This window comes from Conexibacter arvalis, from assembly GCF_014199525.1.
GTDB lineage: Bacteria > Actinomycetota > Thermoleophilia > Solirubrobacterales > Solirubrobacteraceae > Conexibacter > Conexibacter arvalis.
The window spans coordinates 102,155-125,250 of record NZ_JACHNU010000003.1 but is presented as its reverse complement, the minus strand read 5'-3'; the positions used below and the strand labels follow the sequence as shown (position 1 = coordinate 125,250).

19 protein-coding genes and 1 pseudogene are annotated in these 23,096 nt (G+C 74.8%); 12 read left to right on the top strand and 8 right to left on the bottom strand.

Features of this window, described 5'->3' with window-relative positions; genetic code table 11:
* Together BDZ31_RS12895 and BDZ31_RS12890 are read right to left on the bottom strand one after the other, a co-directional pair.
* Positions 1-768: a creatininase family protein gene (locus BDZ31_RS12895; protein WP_183342673.1), complete on the bottom strand. Its 768-nt coding sequence runs from the start codon at positions 766-768 to the stop codon at positions 1-3.
* Positions 765-1,553 (bottom strand): IclR family transcriptional regulator, encoded by a 789-nt coding sequence (locus BDZ31_RS12890; RefSeq protein WP_183342671.1) that lies wholly within the window; start codon positions 1,551-1,553, stop codon positions 765-767. The genes BDZ31_RS12895 and BDZ31_RS12890 overlap by 4 nt, the downstream gene beginning before the upstream one ends.
* Positions 1,554-1,763: 210 nt before the next feature.
* Here BDZ31_RS12890 and BDZ31_RS12885 point away from each other — a divergent pair, with 210 nt between their 5' ends.
* From BDZ31_RS12885 to BDZ31_RS12840, 10 genes are read left to right on the top strand one after another with little or no spacing between them, the layout of a single operon-like run.
* Positions 1,764-3,413 carry an ABC transporter substrate-binding protein gene (locus BDZ31_RS12885; protein WP_183342669.1) on the top strand — a complete coding sequence of 550 codons (1,650 nt, stop codon included), beginning with the start codon at positions 1,764-1,766 and terminating at the stop codon, positions 3,411-3,413.
* The gene (locus BDZ31_RS12880) at positions 3,410-4,351 is read left to right on the top strand and encodes an ABC transporter permease subunit (protein ID WP_183342667.1); all 942 of its coding nucleotides are present in this window, start codon (positions 3,410-3,412) and stop codon (positions 4,349-4,351) included. The genes BDZ31_RS12885 and BDZ31_RS12880 overlap by 4 nt, the downstream gene beginning before the upstream one ends.
* The gene (locus tag BDZ31_RS12875; RefSeq protein WP_221243041.1) at positions 4,351-6,306 is read left to right on the top strand and encodes a dipeptide/oligopeptide/nickel ABC transporter permease/ATP-binding protein; all 1,956 of its coding nucleotides are present in this window, start codon (positions 4,351-4,353) and stop codon (positions 6,304-6,306) included. The genes BDZ31_RS12880 and BDZ31_RS12875 overlap by 1 nt, the downstream gene beginning before the upstream one ends.
* Positions 6,284-7,381, top strand: coding sequence for an ATP-binding cassette domain-containing protein (locus BDZ31_RS12870; RefSeq protein ID WP_183342663.1), 1,098 nt, complete (start codon positions 6,284-6,286; stop codon positions 7,379-7,381). The genes BDZ31_RS12875 and BDZ31_RS12870 overlap by 23 nt, the downstream gene beginning before the upstream one ends.
* Complete coding sequence (locus BDZ31_RS12865) at positions 7,378-8,457, top strand: Gfo/Idh/MocA family protein (RefSeq protein ID WP_183342661.1); 1,080 nt, start codon at positions 7,378-7,380, stop codon at positions 8,455-8,457. The genes BDZ31_RS12870 and BDZ31_RS12865 overlap by 4 nt, the downstream gene beginning before the upstream one ends.
* On the top strand, positions 8,458-10,158 hold the full coding sequence (locus BDZ31_RS12860) for a CRTAC1 family protein (protein ID WP_183342659.1): 1,701 nt from the start codon (positions 8,458-8,460) through the stop codon (positions 10,156-10,158).
* 21 nt (positions 10,159-10,179) lie between these two features.
* Positions 10,180-11,943: a CRTAC1 family protein gene (locus tag BDZ31_RS12855; RefSeq protein WP_183342658.1), complete on the top strand. Its 1,764-nt coding sequence runs from the start codon at positions 10,180-10,182 to the stop codon at positions 11,941-11,943.
* Entirely contained in the window at positions 11,940-12,623 is a 684-nt protein-coding gene (locus BDZ31_RS12850; RefSeq protein ID WP_183342657.1) for an RraA family protein, read from the top strand. The genes BDZ31_RS12855 and BDZ31_RS12850 overlap by 4 nt, the downstream gene beginning before the upstream one ends.
* Before the next feature lie 5 nt (positions 12,624-12,628).
* Entirely contained in the window at positions 12,629-14,437 is a 1,809-nt protein-coding gene (locus BDZ31_RS12845; protein WP_183342656.1) for a M81 family metallopeptidase, read from the top strand.
* Positions 14,434-14,919 (top strand): RidA family protein, encoded by a 486-nt coding sequence (locus BDZ31_RS12840; RefSeq protein WP_183342655.1) that lies wholly within the window; start codon positions 14,434-14,436, stop codon positions 14,917-14,919. Before BDZ31_RS12845 ends, BDZ31_RS12840 begins: the two co-directional genes overlap by 4 nt.
* 63 nt (positions 14,920-14,982) lie before the next feature.
* Here the strand turns inward: BDZ31_RS12840 and BDZ31_RS12835 are convergent, their stop codons facing one another.
* From BDZ31_RS12835 to BDZ31_RS12820, 4 genes are all read right to left on the bottom strand, one after another.
* A complete protein-coding gene (locus tag BDZ31_RS12835; RefSeq protein WP_221243040.1) occupies positions 14,983-16,542 on the bottom strand; it encodes a Na+/H+ antiporter in 1,560 nt (519 codons plus the stop codon).
* A 125-nt stretch (positions 16,543-16,667) separates the two neighbouring features.
* Positions 16,668-17,111: an SRPBCC family protein gene (locus BDZ31_RS12830; RefSeq protein WP_183342654.1), complete on the bottom strand. Its 444-nt coding sequence runs from the start codon at positions 17,109-17,111 to the stop codon at positions 16,668-16,670.
* 133 nt (positions 17,112-17,244) lie between these two features.
* Complete coding sequence (locus tag BDZ31_RS12825; RefSeq protein ID WP_343075580.1) at positions 17,245-18,933, bottom strand: MFS transporter; 1,689 nt, start codon at positions 18,931-18,933, stop codon at positions 17,245-17,247.
* Positions 18,930-19,514 (bottom strand): TetR/AcrR family transcriptional regulator, encoded by a 585-nt coding sequence (locus BDZ31_RS12820; protein WP_183342653.1) that lies wholly within the window; start codon positions 19,512-19,514, stop codon positions 18,930-18,932. The genes BDZ31_RS12825 and BDZ31_RS12820 overlap by 4 nt, the downstream gene beginning before the upstream one ends.
* 210 nt (positions 19,515-19,724) lie before the next feature.
* Between BDZ31_RS12820 and BDZ31_RS12815 the strand changes: the two are divergent.
* Positions 19,725-20,036 (top strand): annotated as a pseudogene (locus BDZ31_RS12815) (dihydrofolate reductase family protein); the annotation flags it as partial.
* A gap of 5 nt (positions 20,037-20,041) precedes the next feature.
* Here the strand turns inward: BDZ31_RS12815 and BDZ31_RS12810 are convergent.
* Together BDZ31_RS12810 and BDZ31_RS12805 are read right to left on the bottom strand one after the other, a co-directional pair.
* Positions 20,042-20,368, bottom strand: a complete 327-nt coding sequence (locus tag BDZ31_RS12810) for a hypothetical protein (RefSeq protein ID WP_183342651.1) — start codon at positions 20,366-20,368, stop codon at positions 20,042-20,044.
* Positions 20,369-20,752: 384 nt separating this feature from the next.
* On the bottom strand, positions 20,753-21,430 hold the full coding sequence (locus tag BDZ31_RS12805) for a TetR/AcrR family transcriptional regulator (protein WP_183342650.1): 678 nt from the start codon (positions 21,428-21,430) through the stop codon (positions 20,753-20,755).
* 91 nt (positions 21,431-21,521) lie between these two features.
* On the opposite strand from BDZ31_RS12805, the gene BDZ31_RS12800 reads away from it, so the two are divergent.
* Entirely contained in the window at positions 21,522-23,057 is a 1,536-nt protein-coding gene (locus BDZ31_RS12800; RefSeq protein WP_183342649.1) for an amidase, read from the top strand.
* The last annotated feature ends 39 nt before the right edge of the window (positions 23,058-23,096 follow it).

The following is a 23,096-nucleotide window of genomic DNA, read 5'->3' as shown; positions in this document are numbered from 1 at the left end:
TCATCTCCTGTCGTCTCCCTTGTCCTGCATCAGCTGCCGCGCGAGCGCGGCAGCGCGCTCCAACGCGACGGCGACGATCTCCTCGCCCAGCTCCCTGCTGGCCTGCCGCGGGTCGCCGAGGGCGCCGTCCGCGGTCCAGCTGTCGAACGGGACCGGCAGGTCCCAGCGGCTCTCCTGCGGCTCGCTCGGCGGCGCCGCCTCCGGCGCCGGCGCGGGCGCCGCGATCCGCTCCGGCAGCACCGCCTGCGGCGCGACCGCGAGCGCGACCGAGGTCTCGATCTCGCAGGCGTGGCCGTAGCGCGGCCCGACCGCCCGCTGCGCGATCGCGTCGGCCGCCAGCACCGACCACATCACCGTTGCGACGAGCGTCTCCGGGCGGTCCCGGACGGCCTCGCGCGCGGCCAGCCGCAGCGCGTCGAGGTTGCCGCCGTGGCCGTTGACGAGCAGCACGCGCCGCACGCCCCAGTGCTCGAGGCTCTCGACGAGGTCGCGGACGACCGCCAGCAGCGTCTCGGCGCGCAGCGTCAGCGTCCCGGGGAAGGCGAGGTGGTGCTCGGACATCCCGTACGCGAGGCCGGGGCAGACGACCGCGTCGTCGCCGAGCCGCTCGGCCAGCCGCGTCGCGAAGCCGGTGGCGATCGCGAGGTCGGAGTCGAGCGTCATGTGCGGGCCGTGCTGCTCGCAGCTGCCGACCGGCACGAGCGCGACGCGGGCGCGCGCGAGCGCGTCGCGCGCCTGCTGCCAGGTGAGGGCGGAGAGCGCGCTCATCGGCCGCGGCCCGCGCGCTCGTACTCGGCGCCGATCTCCTCGGCCGTGCGGCGCAGCGCCGAGGCGACCTCGGCGACGCGGTCGGAGGGGAAGCGGTCGGCCGGCGCGCTGAGGCTGAGCGCCGCCGGCAGCGGCTCGGGCAGCGGCACGCCGACGCAGCGGCCGCCGTCCTCGTTCTCGCGGTCGTCGAGCGCGTAGCCGCGCTCGCGCACGCGCTCCAGCTCCTCGAGGTAGCGCTCCGGCGTCGTGAGCGTGCGCTCGGTGAAGCGCGGCATCCCGTCGACGGCGAGCACGCGGCAGACCTCCTCGGTCGTCATCCGCGCGGTCAGCGCCTTGCCGAGCGCGGAGGAGTGGACCGGGTCGCGGTGGCCGGGGCGGGCGGCGAAGCGGATCGCGCGCGGGCTCTCGACCATGTCGAGGTAGGCGACGCGGTGGCCGTCGAGCACGCCGAGGTTGACGGTCTCCTCGAAGCGGTGGCACAGCTCCTCCATCCGCGGGCGCGCGACCGCCGTCAGCAGCGACAGGTCGCGCGGCCGCAGCGGCCGGAAGGCGAGGCCGAGCCGGTAGGTGTCGTCGGCCTCGCGCGTCACGTAGCCGCGCGCCTCGAGCGTCGCGAGGTAGCGGAAGGCGCTGCTCTTCGGCAGACCGATCACCTTCGACAGCTCGGCGAGCGTGACGCCCGTCTCGCTGCCCTGCAGCAGGTCGAGGATGTCGAGCACGCGGTCGACCGCGCGGATCGCGTACGGGCTGGAAGCGGGAGCGGTGGTGTCGTTGGTCAGTGCCATTTCATTAGGTGAAACATTGAAATCACTGATGAGTTCAAGCTAGTCAGCGGAACCCGCGTCGTCAAGGGCGATTCGACGCTGAGTTATCCATGTGGACAAGTGGAAAATCCCGTTGACACGGTTGAAGTCACCCTGCTAGAAGTCTCCAACTGCTTCGGGACGGTATTTCACCTAGTGAAAGCCGGCGGAACGGATATGGAGGGAAGTGACATGGACGCAGCCCAGGACGACCGGGCGCGCGAGGCGCTGGAGGTCGCCGACCGCAAGCTCCGCCGCGGGGAGATCTCGCGTCGCGACTTCGCGCGCTTGACCTCGATGCTCGGGATCGTCGCCGTCGCCCCGACGGCGCTCGCCGCCTGCGGCAGCAAAGCGACCGGCGGCGGGACGACCGCGGCCGCCGGCGGCGGCGGTGGTGGCGGGAAGGACTCCCTGCGCTTTCTCGTCGGCGAGTCGTTCTGGGCCAACTGGCACCCGTACAACCACACCGCGCAGATCGGCTTCAAGATCCAGCGCAACCTCTTCGACCGCCTCGTCGAGGTCCAGCCCGACATGAGCCTCGAGCCGGGCCTCGCCGAGTCGTGGAGACAGATCGACGCGCGCACGTGGGAGTTCAAGCTGCGCAGAGGCGTCACCTTCCACGAGGGCCAGCCGCTGACCGCCGAGGACGTGAAGGCGTCGGTCGAGCTCGCCTCGGGCTTCGACGGCGACAAGAGAGAGCCGCTGGCGATGGCGGCGACCTGGGGCGTCCCGCACAAGGGCGAGGTCGTCGACGAGCTGACCGTCCGCCTGATCGGCGCCAAGCCGTTCGGTCCGCTGCTCAACACGCTCGCGATCACCGACATCCTCTCGGCCGAGGACATCGCCAGAGGCCGCACGACGCTGGAGAGACGGCCCAACGGCACCGGCGCCTTCAAGCTCGCCGACGACAAGCCGAACGTCAAGACGCTCGAGCGCTTCGACGACCACTACCGCGGCCCGGCGAGACTGAGAACGGTGACGTGGGAGTTCATCCAGGACTCCCAGACGCGCCTCAACGCGCTGCTCGCCGGCCAGGCCGACGTGATCGACCGCGTCGAGCCCGACCAGCTGTCGCTGATCGAGCGCGGCGACGGCGCCCAGGCGATCTCCGTCACCGCGCCCGAGATCCAGTCGATGTGGTTCCGGATGGACAAGGACCCGTTCGGCTCCAACGCCGGGCTGCGCAGAGCGTTCGCGTGGTCGCTCGACCGCGAGTCGATGGCGGGGCTGGTCGGCGGCAAGGCGGCAACGGCCGACTCCCATCTCGCGAGCGGGATCGAGTTCCGCGCGCCCCAGCAGCCGGCGTACGCGTTCGACCCCGAGCGGGCGAGAGCGGAGCTGGCGAGAGCGGGCGGTCCGGTCTCCTTCGAGCTCGGCAGCAGCACCGGCTTCTACCCGAAGTCGAAGGAGATCTGCGAGCTGGCCCAGCAGAACCTCGAGGAGGTCGGCTTCACCTGTAGACTGACGCTGCTGGAGCTGGCCGCCTGGATCGACATGCTGTTCGGCAGAGGGAGACCGGGCGAGGTCTTCTACGGCGGCTGGGGCAACCTCACGAAGGACCCCGACTTCGCGCTCGCGACGCTGCTGCGCTCGCCCGGCGCCTGGACCGGCGCCAACGACAGAACCTCCGACGCGCTGATCGACGCCGGCAAGACCGAGACCGACGCGGCCGCGCGCGAGCGCACCTACGGGAGACTGCAGGAGCACCTCTGGTCCGAGCTGGTCCCGGCCGTCCCGATCGTCTACAGCGACCTCTCCAACGGCCTGCGCGACAACGTGCGCGGCTACGAGGTCTACCCCACCTTCGTGCAGGACTTCTGGCCGGTGGAGATCTCCGGGTGAGCCCGGGCGCGCGACGATTCCTGCTGCGCCGCGCCGGCCAGGCGGCGTTCGTGATCTTCGGGGTCGCGTGCGTCACCTTCCTGGTCCTGCGGCTCGTCCCCGGCGACCCGGCGCGGTTGATGGTGCCGCCCGGCAGCTCGGAGGAGACGGTCCAGCAGATCCGCGAGCGGCTCGGGACCGACGACCCGCTGCTGTCGCAGTTCTGGTCGTACCTGCAGGGGCTGGTCCAGGGCGACCTGGGCCAGTCGTTCCGCCACGAGCGGCCGGTGCTCGAGCTGGTGCTGGAGGCGATCCCGGCGACGCTGTCGCTGGCCGTCACGACGCTCCTGTTCGCGCTGCTGGTCGCCGTCCCGCTGGGGATCGCGGCGGCCGCGCGACCGGGCGGCCTGCTCGACCGCTTCACGCTCGTCGTCTCGATGGTCGGCCAGTCGCTGCCGAACTTCTGGATCGGCGTGATGCTCGTGCTGCTCTTCGCCGTCGAGCGGCAGTGGTTCCCGGCGATCGGCAACGAGGGTGCGAAGGCGTACGTGCTGCCGACGATCACGCTCTCGGCCGTCCTGATCGCGGCGCTGCTGCGGACGATCCGCCAGTCGATGATGGAGGCGCTGCACGAGGACTACGTGCGGACGGCGCGCGCGAAGGGCGTGCCGCAGCGGCGCATCCTGCTCGTGCACGCGCTCAAGAACGCCTCGCTGCCGCTCGTGACCGTGCTCGGGCTGCAGATCGGCTTCGTCTTCGGCGCCGCCTTCGTCGTCGAGCTGATCTTCAACTGGCCGGGCGTCGGGCTGCTGACGCTGCAGGCGATCGAGACGCGCGACTTCCCCGTCGTGCAGGGCGTCGTGATGGTCGTCGCGACCGTCTTCGTGCTCGCCAACCTGCTCGTCGACGTCGCCTACGCCTACCTCAACCCGCGCGTGCGACTGGGGCTGGAGGGATGATGCGCCGCCTCCGCCGCCCCTCCGTCGCGATCGGCCTCGCGATCGTCGCGCTGCTGCTCGCCTGCGCGCTGTTCGCCGGCCTGCTGGCGCCGCACGACCCGAACGCGATCGACCCGAAGCAGAAGTTCCTGCCGCCGGCGTGGGGCGCCGGCGGCGAGTGGAGCCACGTGCTCGGCACCGACCAGCTCGGCCGCGACGTGCTCAGCCGCCTGATCCACGGCGCGCGCACCTCGCTGATGATCGCCGGCGCCGCCGTCGTCATCGCCGCCGCGGTCGGGATCGCGCTCGGGATGCTGTCGGGCTTCTACCGCGGCTGGGTCGACACCGTGATCATGCGGCTCGCCGACGTCCAGCTCGCCTTCCCCTTCATCCTGCTGGCGCTCGCGATCCTCGCCGTCAGCGACACGAAGTCGGCGCTGCGGATCATCTTCGTGCTGGCGATCGCCGACTGGGTGATCCACGCCCGCGTCGTGCGCAGCCGCGTGCTGGTCGAGCGCGAGAAGGAGTACGTCCGCGGCGCCCGCGCGCTCGGCGCCTCCGACCGGCGGATCATGCTGCGCTACATCCTCCCGAGCGTGCTGCCGACGGCGCTCGTGATCGCGCTGATCGAGCTGGCGGTGCTGATGCTGCTGGAGTCGATCCTCGCCTTCCTCGGGCTCGGCATCGACCCGCCCGCGGTCTCGTGGGGGACGGTGCTGGCCGACGGCCGCGAGAACGTCGCGATCGCCTGGTGGATGCTCGTCTTCCCCGGCATGGCGATCTTCCTCGCGGTGCTGGCGATCAACCTCGTCGCCGACGGCCTCGCCGACGTGCTCGATCCGCGGCTGAAGCTGACGGGCCGCTTCGCCCGCGGCGCGGCGCGGCTGCGCGAGCGGCGGCCGGCCGACGGCGCCCCGGCCGCGGGCGGCGCGCCGGCCCCGGCCGGCGCCGCGGCGGCCCCAGACGCCGACCCGCCGCTGCTCGCGGTCGAGGGGCTGCGGGTCGAGTTCCCGCTCGAGGACGGGCCGGTCGTGCGCGCCGTCGAGGACGTCTCGTTCTCGCTGCGCGCCGGCGAGCGGCTCGGGATCGTCGGCGAGAGCGGCTCGGGCAAGTCGGTCTCGGCGCTGGCCGTGATGGGGCTGCTCGACGCCCCCGGCCGCGTCGCCGCCGGCTCGGTGCGGCTGCGCGGGCGGGAGCTGCTCGACTGCTCCGAGCGCCAGCTCAACAAGGTCCGCGGCCGCGAGCTGGCGATGATCTTCCAGGACCCCGGCAGCTCGCTGAACCCGGTCTTCAAGATCGGCTGGCAGGTCGCCGAGGCGATCGAGCTGCATCAGGAGTGCGAGCGGCGCGAGGCGCGCAGACGGGCGATCGAGGCGCTGCGGCTGGTCAACATCCGCGATCCCGAGCGCGTCGCCGACTGCTACCCGTTCGAGGTCTCGGGCGGGATGCAGCAGCGCGTGATGATCGCGATGGCGCTCTCGTGCCGGCCGGGCCTGCTGATCGCCGACGAGCCGACGACGGCGCTCGACGTCACGACGCAGGCGCAGATCCTGCGCGAGCTCGACGCGCTCGTCGAGCGGCTCGGCACCGGCGTCGTGCTGATCACCCACGACCTCGGCGTCGTCGCCGAGTTCACCGACCGGACGATCGTGATGTACGCCGGCACGGTCTGCGAGTCGGGCCCGACCGAGCGGGTCGTCAACGACCCGCGCCACCCGTACACGCGCGCGCTGCTGGAGGCGGTCGGCGAGCTGGAGGGCGAGGAGCCCGTCGCCGCGCCGGTCCGCGGCGAGCCGCTCGACCCGCGCGAGCGGCCGCCCGGCTGCCCGTTCGCGCCGCGCTGCCCGCTGGCGACAGACCTCTGCCGCGAGCGGATGCCGCGCCTGGTCGACGAGGACGGGGAGCGGGCGGTCGCCTGCTTCGCCGTCCACCCCGAGGAGGAGGTGAGCGTCCGTGAGCACGCTGCGCGTCGATGAGGTCGTGAAGGAGTACCCGCTGCGCGCCGCCGGGCTGGGGCGCGGCGGCGGGACGCTGCGCGCCGTCGCCGGCGTCTCGTTCGAGGTCGCCGAGGGGACGACCTTCGGCCTCGTCGGCGAGTCGGGCTGCGGCAAGTCGACGCTGTCGCGGATCGTGCTCGGCCTCGACGCGCCGACCGCCGGCCGCGTCGAGGCGTGCGGCCAGGACCCGGCGACGCTCGGCCGCGCGGCGCTGAAGGCGTGGCGCCGCGACGTCCAGATCGTCGCGCAGGATCCGGCCGGCGCGCTGCCGGCGCGGATGCGCGTCGGGCGGATCGTCGAGGAGCCGTGGCGCGTCCACCGGCTGACGCCCAAGGGCGGCCGTGCCGCGCGCGCGGCAGAGCTGCTGGCGCAGGTCGGGCTGCCGAGGCGGCATGCCGAGGCGTTCCCGCACGAGCTGTCGGGCGGCCAGCGCCAGCGCGTCGTGATCGCGCGGGCGCTGGCGCTGGAGCCGCGGCTCGTCGTCTGCGACGAGCCGGTCTCGGCGCTCGACGTCTCCGTGCAGGCGCAGGTGCTGGAGCTGCTGCGCGGCCTCCAGGCCGAGCGCGGCCTGACCTACCTGTTCATCTCGCACGACCTCGGCGTCGTCAAGCACATGGCCGACGAGGTCGGCGTGATGTACCGCGGGGCGATGGTCGAGCGCGGGCCGGCGGCCGAGGTCTACGCCCGCCCGCGCCACCCCTACACGCGCGAGCTGCTCGACGCGATCCCGTCGATCCGCCAGGCGGGCCGGCGGCGCGGGTCGGGCGGCGCGGACGCCGCCGCGGCGGGGCACGCCGCCGCGGCGGCCGCGCCCGCAGCGGTCGCCGCGCCTGCTCGCGGCGGCCGGCCGGCGCCCGACGCGGCGCCGGCCGGGGCGCCGGTCCTCGACGCCGCCGCGGTCGTGGCGCAGGCGCCGGCGGCCGTCGAGCGGGGCTGCCCCTACCGGGCGCGCTGCCCGCTCGCGGTCGAGCGCTGCGCCGCCGAGGCGCCGCTGCCGCGCGAGGTGCAACCGGGCCGCTGGTCGGCCTGCCACCGAGCCGAGGAGGTCCGATGACCGTGAACGCCGATCCCACCGCCGCCCTCGCCGACGGGACGGCCGGCGGTCGTCCCGCCGCCCCGATCGCCGTCGCCGTGATCGGCGCCGGATTCATGGGCGAGCGCTGGGGACGGGCGCTGCACGAGCACGCCGGCGCCCGCGTCGCCGTCGTCGGCGACCCGGACGCGGCGCGGGGAGGAGCGCTCGCCGAGCGGCTCGGCGCCCGCCACGTCGCCGACGCGCGCGAGGCGGCCGCCGCACCCGGCGTCGACGCCGTCGTCGTCTGCACGCCCGAGCACCTCCACCTCGACGCCTCGCTCGCGGCGCTGGAGGCCGGCCGGGCGCTGGCGGTCGAGAAGCCGATCGCGCACAGCAGCGAGGAGGCCGACGCGATCGTCGCGGCCGCCGAGCGCGCCGACGTGCCGGTGCTCGCCGCGCACGTGCTGCGGTTCGAGCCGCGCTACGCCGCCGTCCGCGACGCGATCGCGCGCGGCGAGATCGGCCGCGTCGTCGCGGTCCGCCAGGAGCGGATCGGCGTCGCCGCCGACCGCGCCCGGCTCGGCGAGCGCACGACCGTCGCGCTCTACTACGCCTCGCACGAGCTCGACCTCGCGCGCTGGTACGCCGGCGACCTCGTCGAGGTCCACGGCTACGGCGACCCGGGCGAGCTGCTGTCGGGCGCGCTGCGGTTCGCCGACGGCGCGCACGGGACGGTCCAGGTCGGCTGGTGCCTGCCCGACCGCACGCCCGGCTTCGGCCTCGCCGGCGTGACGGTGATCGGCGAGCACGGCGCGCTGCGCGTGTCGCAGGGCGACAGCGGCCTGCTCGCCGTCGGCTGCGACGGCCAGCTCGACGCCGACGTCGCGTGGGCGCCCGAGCTGCACGGCCGCCTCGGCGGCGCGCTCGCGCGCGAGGTCGACCACTTCGTCGCGGTCGCGCGCGGGGACCAGGCCCCGCTCTGCACGGCCGCGGACGGAGCCGCCGCGGTCCGCGCGAGCCTCGCGCTGGAGGCGTCGGCAGGGATCGGATCGACGATCGAGATCGAGCGCCCGCGGCACGGCGGGTCGCTCACAGAGGAGACAGGAGTCAAGTAGATGCGATGCAAGGCAGTGCTGGCGGCCGCGCTCGCGGCCGCCGCGATGACCCCTGCCGCGGCACAGGCGGCCAGGGCTCCGATCGCGCTCTCGGAGACGACGACCGCGACCGGCCTGTGGGACCCGCTGCTCGGCATGTACGGGCACGCGGCGCTCGCCGGCGACGTCAACGGCGACGGCTGGACCGACCTCGTCGTCGGCACCTTCGGCGACCGGCCCGACGTCGACTACATGGCGCGCAACTCGCCGGGCCGCGCGCCCGACCGGCTGCTGCTCGGCGGGCCGGACGGCTTCAGAGCCGACCCGAGCTTCCCGACGTTCACCGCCCGCACGACCGGCGGCGCGATCGTCGACCTCGACGGGGACGGCGACAACGACATCGTGCTGTCGCGCAACGGCGTCGACCGCGCCAACGATCCGTTCGGCGCCTACTCGACGCCGTCGATGATCCTGCGCAACGACGGCGGCAGATTCACCGTCGCGCAGGAGCTGTTCGCGAGACGGACGATGCGCCACGTCGGCGTGCTCGACTACGACGGCGACGGCGACCTCGACCTCTTCTTCGTCAACGACCGCTACTACGGCAGAGACTCGAGCGTCCTGCTGCGCAACGACGGCGACCTCAGATTCACCGACGTGACGGCCGCCGCCGGGCTGCCGACGAGCGGCCTGACCGGCCTGGCGGTCTCGGCTGCCGACCTCACCGGCGACGGCCTCCCCGACCTGCTCGTCTCGGGCTCGCGCCGCAGCGAGCCGGCCTCGGCCGGGATCCTCGAGTCGGGCGCGGCGCGGATCTTCGTCAACCGGGGCGGCGGCAGCTTCGCCGAGACCGACGCGAGCGCCTTCCACTTCAGAACGCTCTCGACCAGCGACGAGTCGGGCGGGATCGCCGTCGGCGACCTCAACCGCGACGGCCGGCCCGACCTCGTGCTCGGGCAGCACATCGCCGGCACGCCGGCGTCGAGCTCGATCCTCGCCGAGGGCGAGTCGATCCGCGTCTACCTGCACGAGGGGCTCGGCCCCGACGGCGGTCCGCGCTACCGCGAGATCAGCGGCGAGATCGGCCTCGGGCTGATCCACACGCGCGCCCCGCACGTCGAGCTGGTCGACGTCGACAACGACGGCTGGCTCGACATCGTCGCGGCGACCTCGGTCGGCGACGGGACGAGACCGGCGATCTTCCGCGGCCGCGGCGTCAGCGGCGGCCTGCCGCGGTTCGAGAACCCGGCCGGCCTCGCGCCGGAGGAGCGCACGACCCCGCCGGAGCACTCCGGCTGGGAGGCGCTCGGGATGTACCGCTACTGGGGCACCGGGACGACGCTCGACTACGACCGCGACGGCCGCGTCGACGTCTTCCTCGCCGAGTGGTTCCCCGACCTGCCGTCGCGGCTGCTGCGCAACGAGTCGGGCGCCCGCCTGCCGCTGCTGCGCAACCGCTGGCTGAACGTCGAGGGCCGCGTCCCGGCCGCGCTGATCGGCGCCCGCGTCGACGTCTACAAGGCCGGCCAGCTCGGCCGCCCGGGCGCCCTGATCGGCTCGCAGCCGATCGTCGCCACGACCGGCTACGCCGGCGGCGTCGAGCCGCGGGCCCGCTTCGGCCTCGGCAAGCGGCTGCTGGTCGACGTGAAGGTGACCCTCCCCGGCGGCGGCGTGCGCGCCCACCGCCTCGTTCCCGCGAACCGGACGCTGCGCGTCCGCTGACGGCAAAGGAGCAGATCGATCATGAACTCACCCGTGCGCGCCGCCGCGTGCGCGCTGCTGACCGCCGGGGCGCTCTGCGCCTCGGCCGGCTCGGCCCTCGCGGGCAGACCGAGCGCGCCGCCGATCGGGCCGATCGAGGTCACCGAGCAGACGAGAGAGCGGGGGCTGTGGGATCCGCTGCTGGGCATGTTCGTCCACACCTCGGCGGCCGCCGACGTCAACGGCGACGGCTGGCTCGACCTCTACGTCGGCGGCTTCTACCAGGAGATGTCCTGGTCGAGCTTCTTCCGCTTCGGCGACCGCGGCGCGAGAGAGATCTCGCCCGACCGCCTGATGCTCGGCGGCCCCGACGGCTTCAGAGCCGACCCGACCTTCCCGGAGATGCGGGACGGCAACTCGAGCGGCTCGGCCTTCGCCGACCTCGACGGCGACGGCGACCTCGACCTGCTGGTCTCCCACTACTACCCGTACGAGTACGTCAACAACAGACCGCCGCCGACCAACGGCCAGCAGGTCGTCGTGCTGCGCAACGACGGCGGCAGATTCACGCGCGTCGGCCAGGTCGCGGAGGAGATCGGGGCGCGCGCGCTCGCCGTCGCCGACTACGACGGCGACGGCAACCTCGACTTCTTCGTCGTCGAGGACATCTACTACCAGCCGCAGCTCGGCCCGTCGTCGAGCCGCCTCTACCTCGGCAACGGCGACCTCACCTTCACCGAGGCGACCGCGTCGTCGGGGATCCCCGACGACGTCAGCGGCCTCGGCGCCGTCGCGACCGACCTCAACGGCGACCGCGCCCCGGACATCCTCGTCTCGGGCACCCGCCGCACGAGAGACGACCCGGCCGGCGCCGGCACCTACGGCCGCGCGCGGCTGCTCGTCAACGACGGCAGCGGCAGATTCACCGAGGCCGACGCGAGCGTCTTCACGATGGTCACCGGCGGCTGGAACGACGAGTCGGCCGGCATCGCGGTCGGCGACCTCAACGCCGACGGCCGCCCCGACCTCGTGATCGGCGCTCACCCCTACCCGGGCCTGACGACCGTCTGGCCGCAGCCGATCCACGTCTACCTCAACGACGGCCCCGATGCGGACGGGATGCCGCGGTTCCGCGACGTGACGGCGCAGACCGGCATCGGCCTGATCGACACGAAGTCGGCTCACATCACGCTCGCCGACATGGACGACGACGGCCGTCTCGACATCGTCACCGGCGTCTCGGTCGGCGACGGCACCAAGCCGGCGATCTGGCGCCACGCCGGGGTCGACGACGGGATCCCGCAGTTCACGCCGCCGAGCGGGCTGTTCGACGAGCGCACCGCGACGCCCGAGATCAGCCAGTGGGAGAACGCGAGAATAAAGCGCTACTGGCCGACCGGCGTCAACGGCGACTTCGACCGCGACGGCGACGTCGACCTGTTCGTCGCCGAGTGGTTCCCGGAGCTGCCGTCGCGCTACTTCGAGAACACGACCAGCGGCGGCAACTCGATCGAGGTAGAGGTCGGGCCGACCGGCCGCGCCTTCGGCGCCGTCGTCAACGTCTACGAGGGCAGCGGCAGACCGCATGGCAGAGGCAGAGGGCCGCGGCCGCGCGGCGCGCTCTACTTCAGCCGCGAGGTCTCCTCGACCGAGAGCTACGCCGGCGGGATGCTGCACACGGTCCACGTCGGGCTCGGCGCGCGCAGAAAGGTCGACGTCGAGGTGATCGCGCCGTGGAGCGGCAGACGCCACGTCGTCAAGAACGTCAGAGCGGGCCGGACGCTGCACGTCCAGATCCCGGGATGACGGGCGCGGAGATCGATCGCACGGAGGGCGCCTCGTACTATGAGGCGCTCGCCGGCCGCCTCTACGCGGCCGTCGTCTCCGACGTGCTCGACGGGCTCGGCAGGCGCGACCGCGTGCTGGCGCCGGGCCTGACGCCGGTCGTCGCCGGCGACTGGACGCTCGTGGGACGCGCGCGCACCGCGCGCGCCGTCCCCGTCTCCGAGCGGCCCGCGGAGCCGTACGCGCTGCTGCTGCGGATGATCGACGCGATGGAGGGCGGCGACGTGCTCGTGCTCGCCGGCGGCGGGCGCGTCTCCTCAGGGCTGTTCGGCGGCCTGCTCGCGACCGCGGTGCAGGCCGCCGGCGGCCGCGGCGCGGTCGTCGACGGCGGCACGCGCGACGTGCGCGAGCTGAACCGGCTCGGCTTCCCGACGCTCGCGCGCGGCGCCAGCCCGGCCGACTCGCTCGCGCGCGACGAGGTCGTCGCGATCGACGAGCCGGTCGAGTGCGGCGGCGTGCGGATCGAGAGCGGCGACCTCGTCGTCGCCGACGCAGACGGCACCGTCGTGGTGCCGTCGGCGCTCGAGCGGGAGGTCGTCGCGCTGGCGTTGGAGAAGGTCGGCGGCGAGAACCACATGCGCCGCGACCTCGCCAACGGGATGAAGGCCTCCGACGCCTTCGCGCGGTACGGGATCCTGTGAGCGGGATGGCCGACCGTGCGCACGACCACTCCGGCGCCGTGCCCGCTTCGGCGGGCGGCGGCGCCGGCGGCCGCGTCGCGATCGTCGGGATGTGGCAGGAGACCAACACCTACGCGCCGGGGGCGACGACGCTCGCCGCCTTCGAGGCGTTCGAGCTGCTCGACGGCGCAGCGGTGCTCGACCATCACCGCGGGACCGGCTCGGTGATCGGCGGCTTCCTCGACGGGCTGGCGGCGGCGGGCGGCGGCGGGGCCGCGCCGCCCGCTTCCGCTGCGACCGACGGCGGCGCAGCGGCCGGGCCGGGCGCGGAGGGCGGCGGCGCCGCGGCCTGGCCTGGCGCCGAGGCCGGCGGCCCGCTCGTCCCGATCGGGCTCTTCTCCGCCGGCGCGTGGCCGGCGGCGCCGCCCGACGCGGCGACGACGGCCGCGCTGCTGGCGCGGCTGGAGCGGGCGCTCGCGGCGGCGCCGGAGGTCGACGGGGTGCTCGTCAACCTCCACGGCGCGATGGTCTGCGAGGGCGCGGAGGACATGGAGGCCGAGACGCTCGCGCGGATCCGCGCCCGCTTCGGCGCGGCGGTGCCGATCGCCGCCGTCCTCGACCTCCACGCCAACCCCTCGGCGCGGGCCGTCGCGCTCTGCGACGCGATCGTCGGCTACCGCACCTACCCGCACGTCGACATGCGCGAGTGCGGGGAGGAAGCGGCCGCGCTGCTGGCCCGCGCGCTCGGCGGCGAGCGGCTCGCGACGGTGCTCGGCAAGCTGCCGCACCTGACCTCGCCGGTCGCGCAGGGGACGGCGTCGGAGCCGATGGCCGGCCTGATCGAGCGCGCCGAGGCGCGCGCGGCGGCGGCGCCGGGCGTGGCGCGGATCTCGCTGCTGCCGGGCTTCCCGTACAGCGACGTCGCGCGCTGCGGCTTCAGCGTGACGGCGACGGCGGCGCTGCCGCGGGCGGATGCGCCCGGTCGCGAGCCCACGCTCGCCGACGTGCCGGCCGCGAGCGGTGGCGGCGCCGATTCCGCGGCGGCCGACCCGCTCGCGGCCGCGGCCGGCGGCGGCGCCGAATCCGCGGCGGCCGACCCGCTCGCCGCCGCGCGGCGGGTCGTCGCCGAGACGCTCGCCGACATCGAGGCCCACCTCGGCGCGTTCGCGACCGCGCGCGACGACCCGGCGGCGGCGGTCGCGAAGGCGCGCGGGCTGATCGCGGCCGGGACGCGCCCGGTCGTGCTCGCCGACCTCGCCGACAACGTCGGCGGCGGCGCGCCCGGCGACGGGACGGCGCTGCTGGCGGAGCTGGTCGCGCAGCGGGTCGCGGGCGCGGTCGTCCTGCTCGTCGACCGCGCAGCGGTCGCGGCGGCGCGCGCCGCGGGCGCGGGCGCGACGGTCGAGGTCGCCCTCGGCGGTCACGCCGACGACCTCCACGGGCCGCCGGTGCCGGTGAGCGCGCGGGTCGTGCGGCTCGGCGACGGCCGCTACACGAGCGGCGGCAGCTACATGACCGGGCAGCGCTTCTCGATGGGGGAGACGGCGGTGCTCGACGTCGAGGGCGTGACCATCGTCGCGATGTCGGAGGCGACGCCGCCGTTCCACATCGAGCAGCTGACCGCCAACGGCGTCGACCCCGCCGCCGCCTCCGCGATCGCGGTCAAGGGCGCCGTCGCCTGGCGCGCGCCGTACGGCGAGGTGACCGCGGCGGCGATCGAGGTCGACACGCCCGGCTGCTGCCCGGCCGACCCGCACCGCCTCCCGCGCGCGAACGCGCCGGCCGCGGTCGACCCGGCCACCTTCCAGATCGACACGACAGGAGCGATGAGATGAGCAGATCAGCGGAGACCGAGCTGCCGCGCGCCTCCGGCCCGGCGACCGCCTGGCACCTGCCGGTCGCGCCGGGCGGCGACGGGACGCTCCACGTCTCCGGCCAGGTGCCGTTCGACGACGACGGCGCGGTGCTGCGCACCGGTCGGCTGGAGCGCGAGGCCGACGTCGCGGACGGCGTCGCCTGCGCCCGCCGCTGCGCCGCGCACGTGCTCGCGCAGCTGAAGGCCGCCGCCGACGGCGACCTCGGCCGCGTGACGATGGTGAAGCTGACCGTCTTCGTCGCGAGCGCCCCCGGCTTCACGCAGCAGCCGCAGGTCGCCAACGGCGCCTCCGAGCTGATCCACGAGCTGCTCGGCGACCGCGGCCGTCACGCCCGCAGCGCGATCGGCGTCGCCAGCCTCCCGCTCGGCGTCCCGGTCGAGGTCGAGGCGGTCGCGCGGCTGCGCCGGGCTGAGGCCGGCGTGCGGCTGGCGCCGGGCTGAGCCGGCGCGGCCGCGTCCCACGCCTGATCGTCTACGAGCGCTCGGGCGAGCGAACCGCGCCGTTCACGCTCCGCCGCCGCCCGACAGCAGGCCCTCCTGGTGGTCGAGCTCGCGCAGCAGCGCGCGCAGGCTCGACTCCGGCAGGCGGCCCGCGTCGCGCCAGCGGACCAGCTCCTCGCGCTCGGCGTCGAGCGCGGCCCGTCGCAGCGCGCCGACCGCCTCGACTGCGCTCGACAGCCGCTCGACCGCGTCCTCGTCGGCGTCGTCGAGCGCGTCGAGCCGCTCGCGGGTGCGCACGAGGCGCTGCTCGGCGACGGTCCGGCGGCCCTCGTAGAGCTGCCGGACGCGCCGCGCCGCGTCCTCGGGCAGCTGCTGCTCCTCGATCACCTCGTCGATCCGCTCGCGGCCGGCGTCGACCGCGGCGAGGCGCGCCTCGGCGCGGACGCGGCGCTCGTCGGCGTCGGCCGCTCTCAGCTTCAGCGCGCGCAGCAGCGGCGCGAACGTCAGCCCCTGCCCGACGAGCGTCACGAGCACGACGAGGTAGGCGCAGAACAGCAGCAGGTGGCGGTCGGGGAAGGCGAGCGGGAGCGCGGCGGCGGTCGCGAGCGTGATGACCCCGCGTGTGCCCGACCACGACAGCGCGACGACGTCGCGCAGCGACAGCGGCCTCCCGTCCGGGTCGAGCGTCTCGCCGCGCAGCCCGAGCAGCCACAGCGGCCGCACCAGCAGCACGACGGCGACGGTCGCGCCGGCGGCGGTGACGACGGTGCTCGTCGGGTAGCGGTCGAGGTCGGCGATCACGTCCGGCAGCTGCTGGCCGATCAGCAGGAAGACGTAGCCCTCCAGCACGAACTCGATCAGTCGCCAGACGGCGCGCGTCTGCAGGCGGCTGGCGCCCGACTCGATCAGCGGCGACTGGTGGCCGAGCCACAGCCCCGCGATCACGACGGCGAGCACGCCCGACGCGTCGACCGACTCGGCGAGCGCGTAGGCGGCGAACGGCGTCGCGAGCGAGAGCGCGTTCTCCAGCAGCGGGTCGTCGAGATGCCGGCGGCTCGCGCGCACGACCCACGCGACGAGCACGCCCGCCGCGAGCCCGCCGGCGACGGCGAAGAGGAACCTGCCGACGCCCTCCGGCACCGAGACGTCGCCGCCGGCCGCGACCGCGGTCACGGCGATCCCGTACAGCGTCAGCGCCGTCGCGTCGTTGAGCAGACCCTCGCCCTCGATCAGCGTCGTGAGCCGCGACGGCAGTCTCGCCCGCCGGCCGATCGCCAGCGCCGCGACCGGGTCGGGCGGCGCGACCGCCGCGCCGAGCGCCAGCGCCGCCGCGAAGCTCAGCTCGGCGACGACGAGGTCGAGCGCCACGCCGACCGCGAGCCCCGTCATCAGTACCAGCCCGACCGACAGCGACGCGATCCGGCGCAGGTTGGAGCGGATCTCGAAGAGGCTCGCGTTGAGCGCGGCGGCGTACAGCAGCGGCGGGATCACCAGCTGGAGCACGACGTCGGGATCGAGCGGGGCGGTCGGCACCGGCAGGAGGGCGAGCGCCGAGCCGGCGAGCACGAACAGCACCGCCGCCGGCAGTCCGCTGCGGTCCGCCGCGACGCGGACGAGCAGCACGATCAGGAGACCGCCGAGGCCGATCAGGATCGAGGAGAGGATGGCGCCATCATCGCCGCTCCTCGCCGCCCATGCGAGCGCGATCGCGCGCCGTCTGCCGACGACGACGGCATCGCCTGCGAGCGCTACCGATCCGCGCCGCCGACGCGCGCGTCGAGCCGCGCCAGCACCAGCTCCAGCGACTGCCGCAGCCAGCGCCGGCCGCCGGCGAGCAGCAGCAGCCGGTCGAGCGGCCCGGCGACGTCGGTGCGGGCCGTCAGCACGACGGTCGTCGCCGTGCTCGCGGCGACCGGCCGCACATCCCACCGGACCGTCCCGACCGTGCGGCCGCCGCCCGCCTCGACGCGGCCGGTCAGCGACTGCGGCGCGCGCAGCTCGGAGAGCTCGATCCAGAGCGTGCGGCGGATCCCCAGCGGGCCGCGCAGCCGCGCGCGGGAGCGGCGGCCGTCGTAGCCGCGCAGCGGCTCCAGGCGCCGGCCGAGCAGCTCCCAATGGCGGTCGATCGCCTCCAGGAAGGCGAAGATCCGCTCCGGCGGGGCGGCGATCGTGCGGCGCGCATGGACCTCCACGCCTCGACCATGCCCGAAAGCCGCCCGCGCCGCGCATCCCGCCGCCGGGCTCACGCGGCGCTCCAGCATCCGCAGCGCGCATGACCGGCGATCTGCGTCCCACATCGGGACACGGATCGACGGTCGCGGCGAGCTAGGGTGCGCCGCCGCCGATCGGCTCGACGGAAACGGGGGCGGCCTTGGGCGCCGACGCGCCGGCGGCAGCGTTGAGCGCCGTCGCGTCGCCGGGGGCGCCGGCCGCCTGCACGCCGGCTGGCGCCGCGTGGCTGGTGGCGCCGGGCGTGGTCGCGCCGCCGGGCGTCCGGTCGCCGCCGTCGGCCTCTCTGGTGCCCCGGCGCAGCACGATCGCCGCGAGCAGGGCGCTCGCCGCGAGCAGGCCGAAGCTGACGAGCAGCACGACATGGAGGCCGTCGACGAACGCCTCGCGCGCGACGCCGAGGAGCGCGGCGCCGGCGGCGGCGGGCAGGCCGGCGGCGACCTCGACGGCGCGCCCGAGCGACTCGTCGGCGGCGGCCATCCCGCTCTCGCCGACGCCCGGCACGGTGGTCAGCGCGCCGCTGTAGACGGCGGTGGCGATCGAGCCGAGCACCGCGACGCCGAGCCCGCCGCCGAGCTCGTACGCGGTCTCCTCGATCGACGCGGCGTTGCCGGCACGCTCGGCCGGGACGGCGGAGATGATCACGTCGTTGGCGGCGACGAGCGCGACCTCGAGGCCGAAGCCGAGCGCGACGAACGGGAGCGCCAGCAGCAGGTACTGGTCGGCGACCCCGAGCGAGAGCATCGGCACCACCGCGACCGTCGTCAGCAGCAGGCCGCCCGTGATCGTCGCGCGGGTGCCGGCGCGCCGCAGCAGCGGCGCCGCGAGCAGCCCGCCGGCGAGGCTCGCGAGCATCAGCGGCAGCAGCCGCACGCTCGCCGCCAGCGGCTCGAGGCCGAGCACCAGCTGCAGGTACTGCGCGAACAGCAGCTCCAGGCCGACGAGGCCGAACATCGCCAGCATCACGCAGCCGACCGCGACCGCGAAGGCGCGGTCGCCGAAGAGGCGCACGTCGAGCAGCGGCTCGCGCCGCGCGAGCTGACGGCGCACGAACCAGGTCAGCGACGCGGCCGCGGCGGCGAGCACGCCGAGCACGAGCGGGTCGACGAAGCCGTGGCGCGCGCCCTCCTTGAGGCCGAAGGCGACGCCAAGGATGCCGACGCCTGCGAGCACGACCGCGAGCGTGTCCCACGGCGGCGGCTCGGCGGCGCGGCTCTCGGGCAGCAGCCGCAGCCCGAACGGCAGCACGAGCAGCACGACCGGGATGTTGATGAGGAAGACGGCGTGCCACGAGAAGTGCTCGACGAGGAAGCCGCCGACGAGCGGGCCGAGGGCGGCGCCGCCGGCCATCGTCGCGCTCCAGATGCCGACGGCGGTGCGGCGCTCGTCGCGGTCCTCGAAGACGTCGCGGACGATCGCCATCGAGGCCGGCAGGATCATCGCCCCGCCGACGCCCATGACCGCGCGGGCGGCGATCAGGATGCCGGGCGTCCAGGCGACCGCCGCCAGCGCCGAGGAGATGCCGAAGACGACGAGGCCGGCGAGCAGGATCCGCTTGCGGCCGAAGCGGTCGCCAAGGGCGCCGGAGGCGACCAGCAGCGGCGCGACGACGAGCGGATAGACGTCGATGATCCACAGCAGCGCGACGGCGGAGGGCTTCAGCTCCTCGGTCATCGCGGGGGCCGCGACGTGGAGGACCGTCACGTCGATCACGACGACGAGGATCGCCGCGCAGATGACGCCGAGGACCGTCCAGCGCCCGCCCGGGCGGAGCGCGGTCGTCACGGCTTCGTCCAGCTTCCGAGCGACGGGTCGTCGGTGACGGCGTGCGCGGCGATCCCGCCGAGCACGGTGGCGCGCACCAGCCGCGCCGCGTCGCGCGTGCCGACGAAGCCGTCGTCGATCGCCCACCAGACGGCGGTCAGCTGCGAGCCGACCGAGTAGACCAGCCAGCGGGGCGGGAGGTCGGGGCGGAAGACGCCGGCGGCCTGGCCGCGCGCGAAGTACCGCTCGAAGCGCTCGTCCTGCGTTCTGATCTCCTCGACCAGTCTTGTGATGCGGTAGACGTCCGGCTCGGCGAACAGCAGCGCGTACGCCTTGGCCAGCGGGAGCGTCGCCTCGATCAGGCGGTCGAACGCCTCCAGCACCGGCCCGTCGTCGATCCCGGCCTCGTCGAAGAGGCGGGCGCAGTCGCCCAGCACGTGCGCGCTGACGCGCTCGACGAGCGTCGCGCGGTCGCCGAAGGCACGGTGGAGCGTCGTGCGGCTGACCCCGGCGGCGGTCGCGATCTCCTGCATCGAGGAGCCCGGCTCCCGGGCGAGCACGCGGGCGACGGTGTCGAGCAGTTCGGTCTCGGCGACGGACATGGAACAGAACGGTAGCAGGTGAAACAAAAATGTTGCACCTGCGACGTTTGTGTTTCACGCTGCTCGACCGATGAGTCGGCGCTCCTGCGTTCGTCTGACTGCCAGGGCTGCGCAAGCGAACGCGAATCGAAGGAGATCTGATGGGAAAGCTGATCGCAACCACCCAGGCGACGCTCGACGGCGTCGTCGACCCGGTCGGCGACTGGGTGCAGGCGGACGGAGGCCACGGCGCGTGCTCGTTCGAGGAACGCGACCGTGCTCGAAGGCGACCTCGCGGACGCGCTCCCGCGGCTGAAGCGCGAGGTCGCCGGCGACCTCTTCATGCACGGGAGCGGCGAGTTCGCCTACGCCCTCGCCCAGCAGGGGCTGATCGACGAGTACGAGATCTACGTCAATCCGCTCGTCTGGGGCAAGGGGAACGTCCACGTGCTGGGAGACCGCGGCACGGTGCGGATGCGGCTCGCCGACGTCAGGCGGTTCGACTCCGGCGTCGTCCTTCTCACCTATCTGCCGGGCAGCTGAGCGAGCTACGTCACGCCGCACCGCGCACACACGCGGAGGAGCTGTTCCATCGCCGCGTCGGGACGGTCGGGCAGCGCGTCGAGCGCGGCCGCGGCGGCCTGCAGATCCTCGATCGCCACGGTGCGCGCCTCGAGCGCGAAACGTCCCACCCAGCGGATCGCGGCCCGCTCGTACCCGTCGTGATCGCGCATCAGCAGGCAGATGCGCAGCGCGTCCTGAAGGCTGATCCGCGGCATCGCCGCGGCGAGCGAGCGGATGCGGGCGAGGTCGCCGGCGTCGAGCGCCTGGCGAAAGATCACGTAGGGAGGGGTGTCTGAGCCGGTGCTGTTCACGAACGTATGTTCGCATTGGTGGCTACAAGCTTAAGGTGGAGATCCGCCAGCTAAAGATGGAGGGGGGCGCATTTCGCCTCCGCTCCGCGCCCCGCTCGTCCAGTCCCGTCGGCTCCTCTGGCCCCGGGGACTTTCGCGCGCGTCGGGAGGCCGTTCGGTGGAGGTCTGCGGCGAAACCTTCGCCATCTGGCCAACCACATCGAACTGGTCAGCGCGCATCATCCAGGGCGTTCTAAATCTCTCCTCCTTAGAACACCAGGGCTGGGCGCCGGTGCACCCGGGGGGGCACGCCGGCGCCCAGCCCGATCCCCCTCTTCCGAGGGCGGGCCGGGGCAGGGGTGGGCCGGGGCAAGGTCGGGCCGGGGCCGTACGGGCGATCGCGTCTCAGTCGGCCTGCGCGCCGCGCACGATCGTCATCAGCGCGTCGGCCGTGCCGCGCGCGTCCTGCGCGCCGGTTCCCAGCCGCCGCATCGTGAGCCCGACGAGGACGGCGACGACCGTTCTCGCGTGGCGGGTCGGCTCGGGGACATCGAGCGCCTCGAGCACCGCCGCGGCGAAGTCCTCGTAGGCGGCGAAGCAGCGCGCCGAGGCCTCCTGCAGCTCCGGATCGCGCGACGCCTCCAGGTGCAGCTCCAGCTCGGCGACCTCGCCGGGGCGCGTCGGGTCGGAGTCGAGCAGCTGCTCGACCGCCGCGGCGACCTGCTCGGGCGTCGGCTCGGTCGCCCGCAGCTGCTCGGCGATCGCCCTGATCCGCGCCACCTCCGTCTCGACGTAGCGCAGCAGGCTGTCGCGCAGGAGCGCCGTCTGGCTGGGGAAGTGGTACGTGAGCGACCCGAGCGCCACGCCGGCCTCGGCCGCCACCCGCCGGTTGGTGACCGCGCCGATCCCCTCGGCCGCGACGACGCGCAGCGTCGCCTGCAGGATGCGGTCCCTCGTCGCGGTCGGCTGCTGCTCGGCCGGCGCGGCCGGGGTCGCCGTCGCGGCGACCGTGCTCGCTGCGCGACCGTCGTCGGCGGCATCGTCGACGCCGTCGCCGGCGCTGAAGTGGTTGCCCTCGCTCATGCGATCCGTTCGGTCGATGGTGGCGGAGCATACTGCGAGCACGTATCGTTCGTTCGAACGAACGAGGCGGGGCACGCGAGCGGGAGGCACCATGGACGTGGAACCGGGCACGAAACAGGACGAGCTCGCCTTCGCCGGCGTCGGGACGCTGGCGGCGCTCGTCGCCGGCGGCGACCTCTCCGCCCGCGAGCTGGTCGAGCTGTCGCTGGCGCGCATCGACGCCGCGCAGCCGCTGCTCAACGCCTTCCGCTGCGTGCGCCACGAGGCGGCGCTGCGCGAGGCCGATGAGGCCGACCGGCGCCGGGCCGCGGGCGAGCGGCTTCCGCTGCTCGGCGTCCCGATCGCGGTCAAGGACGACATGGACCTCGCGGGCGAGGCGACGCCGTTCGGCTGCCGGGGCGCCTTCGCGCCGCGGACCGCCGATGGCGAGGTCGCGCGCCGGCTGCGCGCGGCGGGCGCGATCGTCGTCGGCAAGACGACGACGCCAGAGCTTGGGCAGTGGCCGTTCACCGAGGGGCCGGCCTTCGGCGCGACGCGCAACCCGTGGGCGCTCGGCCACACGCCCGGCGGCTCGTCGGGCGGCTCGGCGGCGGCGGTGGCGGCCGGCCTCGTGCCGGCGGCGCTCGGCTCCGACGGCGCCGGCTCGGTCCGGATCCCGGCCGCGTGGACCCACCTCGTCGGGCTCAAGCCGCAGCGCGGCCGGATCTCGCCGTGGCCCGAACGCGACCCCTTCAATGGCCTGACCGTGATCGGCCCGCTGACGCGGACGGTCGCCGACGCGGCGCTGCTGATGGACGCGCTCAGCGGCAGCCACGGCGCCGACCTCCATCGCCCGCCGCTGCCGCCGGAGGCGTACCTGCGCGCGGCCGGCCGCGACCCCGGGCGGCTGCGGATCGCGCTGTCGCTGCGGATCCCGTTCAGCGCCGCGCCGGCGACGCTCGACCCGGCGGTGCGGGCGCGGGTGATCCGGCTCGCCGGCGTGCTGGCCGGGCTCGGGCACGACGTCGAGATCGCCGATCCGGCGTACGGGCTGATCGGCGCCAGCTTCATGCCGCGGGCGACGGGCGGGCTCGATGCCTGGGCGGAGCGCAACGTCGAGGACGCGGAGCTGCTCGACCCGCGTACGCGTCACGCGATCGGCGTCGGCCGGCGGCTGCGACCGCTGCTCGGCGTCGCGCGCGGCCTCGAACGGCTCTTCCAGCGCCGCGTCGGCGCGATCTTCCGCAGATTCGACGTGATCCTCGCGCCGACGACGGCGCAGCCGCCGCCGCGGATCGGCGCGATCGACGGACTGGGCAACTGGGACACCGACAAGGTGATGGTCGGCGCCTGCCCGTACGCCTGGCCGTGGAACGTGCTCGGCTGGCCGGGCGTCAACGTGCCCGCCGGCCGCACCGATCGCGGGCTGCCGGTCGGCGCGCAGCTGCTCGGCCCGGCCGACTCCGAGCCGTTCCTGCTCGCGCTCGCGGCCCAGCTGGAGGCGGTCGAGGAATGGGCCGACCAACGTCCGTCGCCGGACGCGGCGACGGCCGCTGCGTGCTCCTGCGATGCGGCTGCCGGCACGACGAGCGCGAGCGCCGCGGCAGTCGGCGCGGCACCGGTCGAGGGCGCGACGACGAAGAGCTGATCGCGCGGCGCCAGCGCCGCGCACCCACGAGCCGACGGG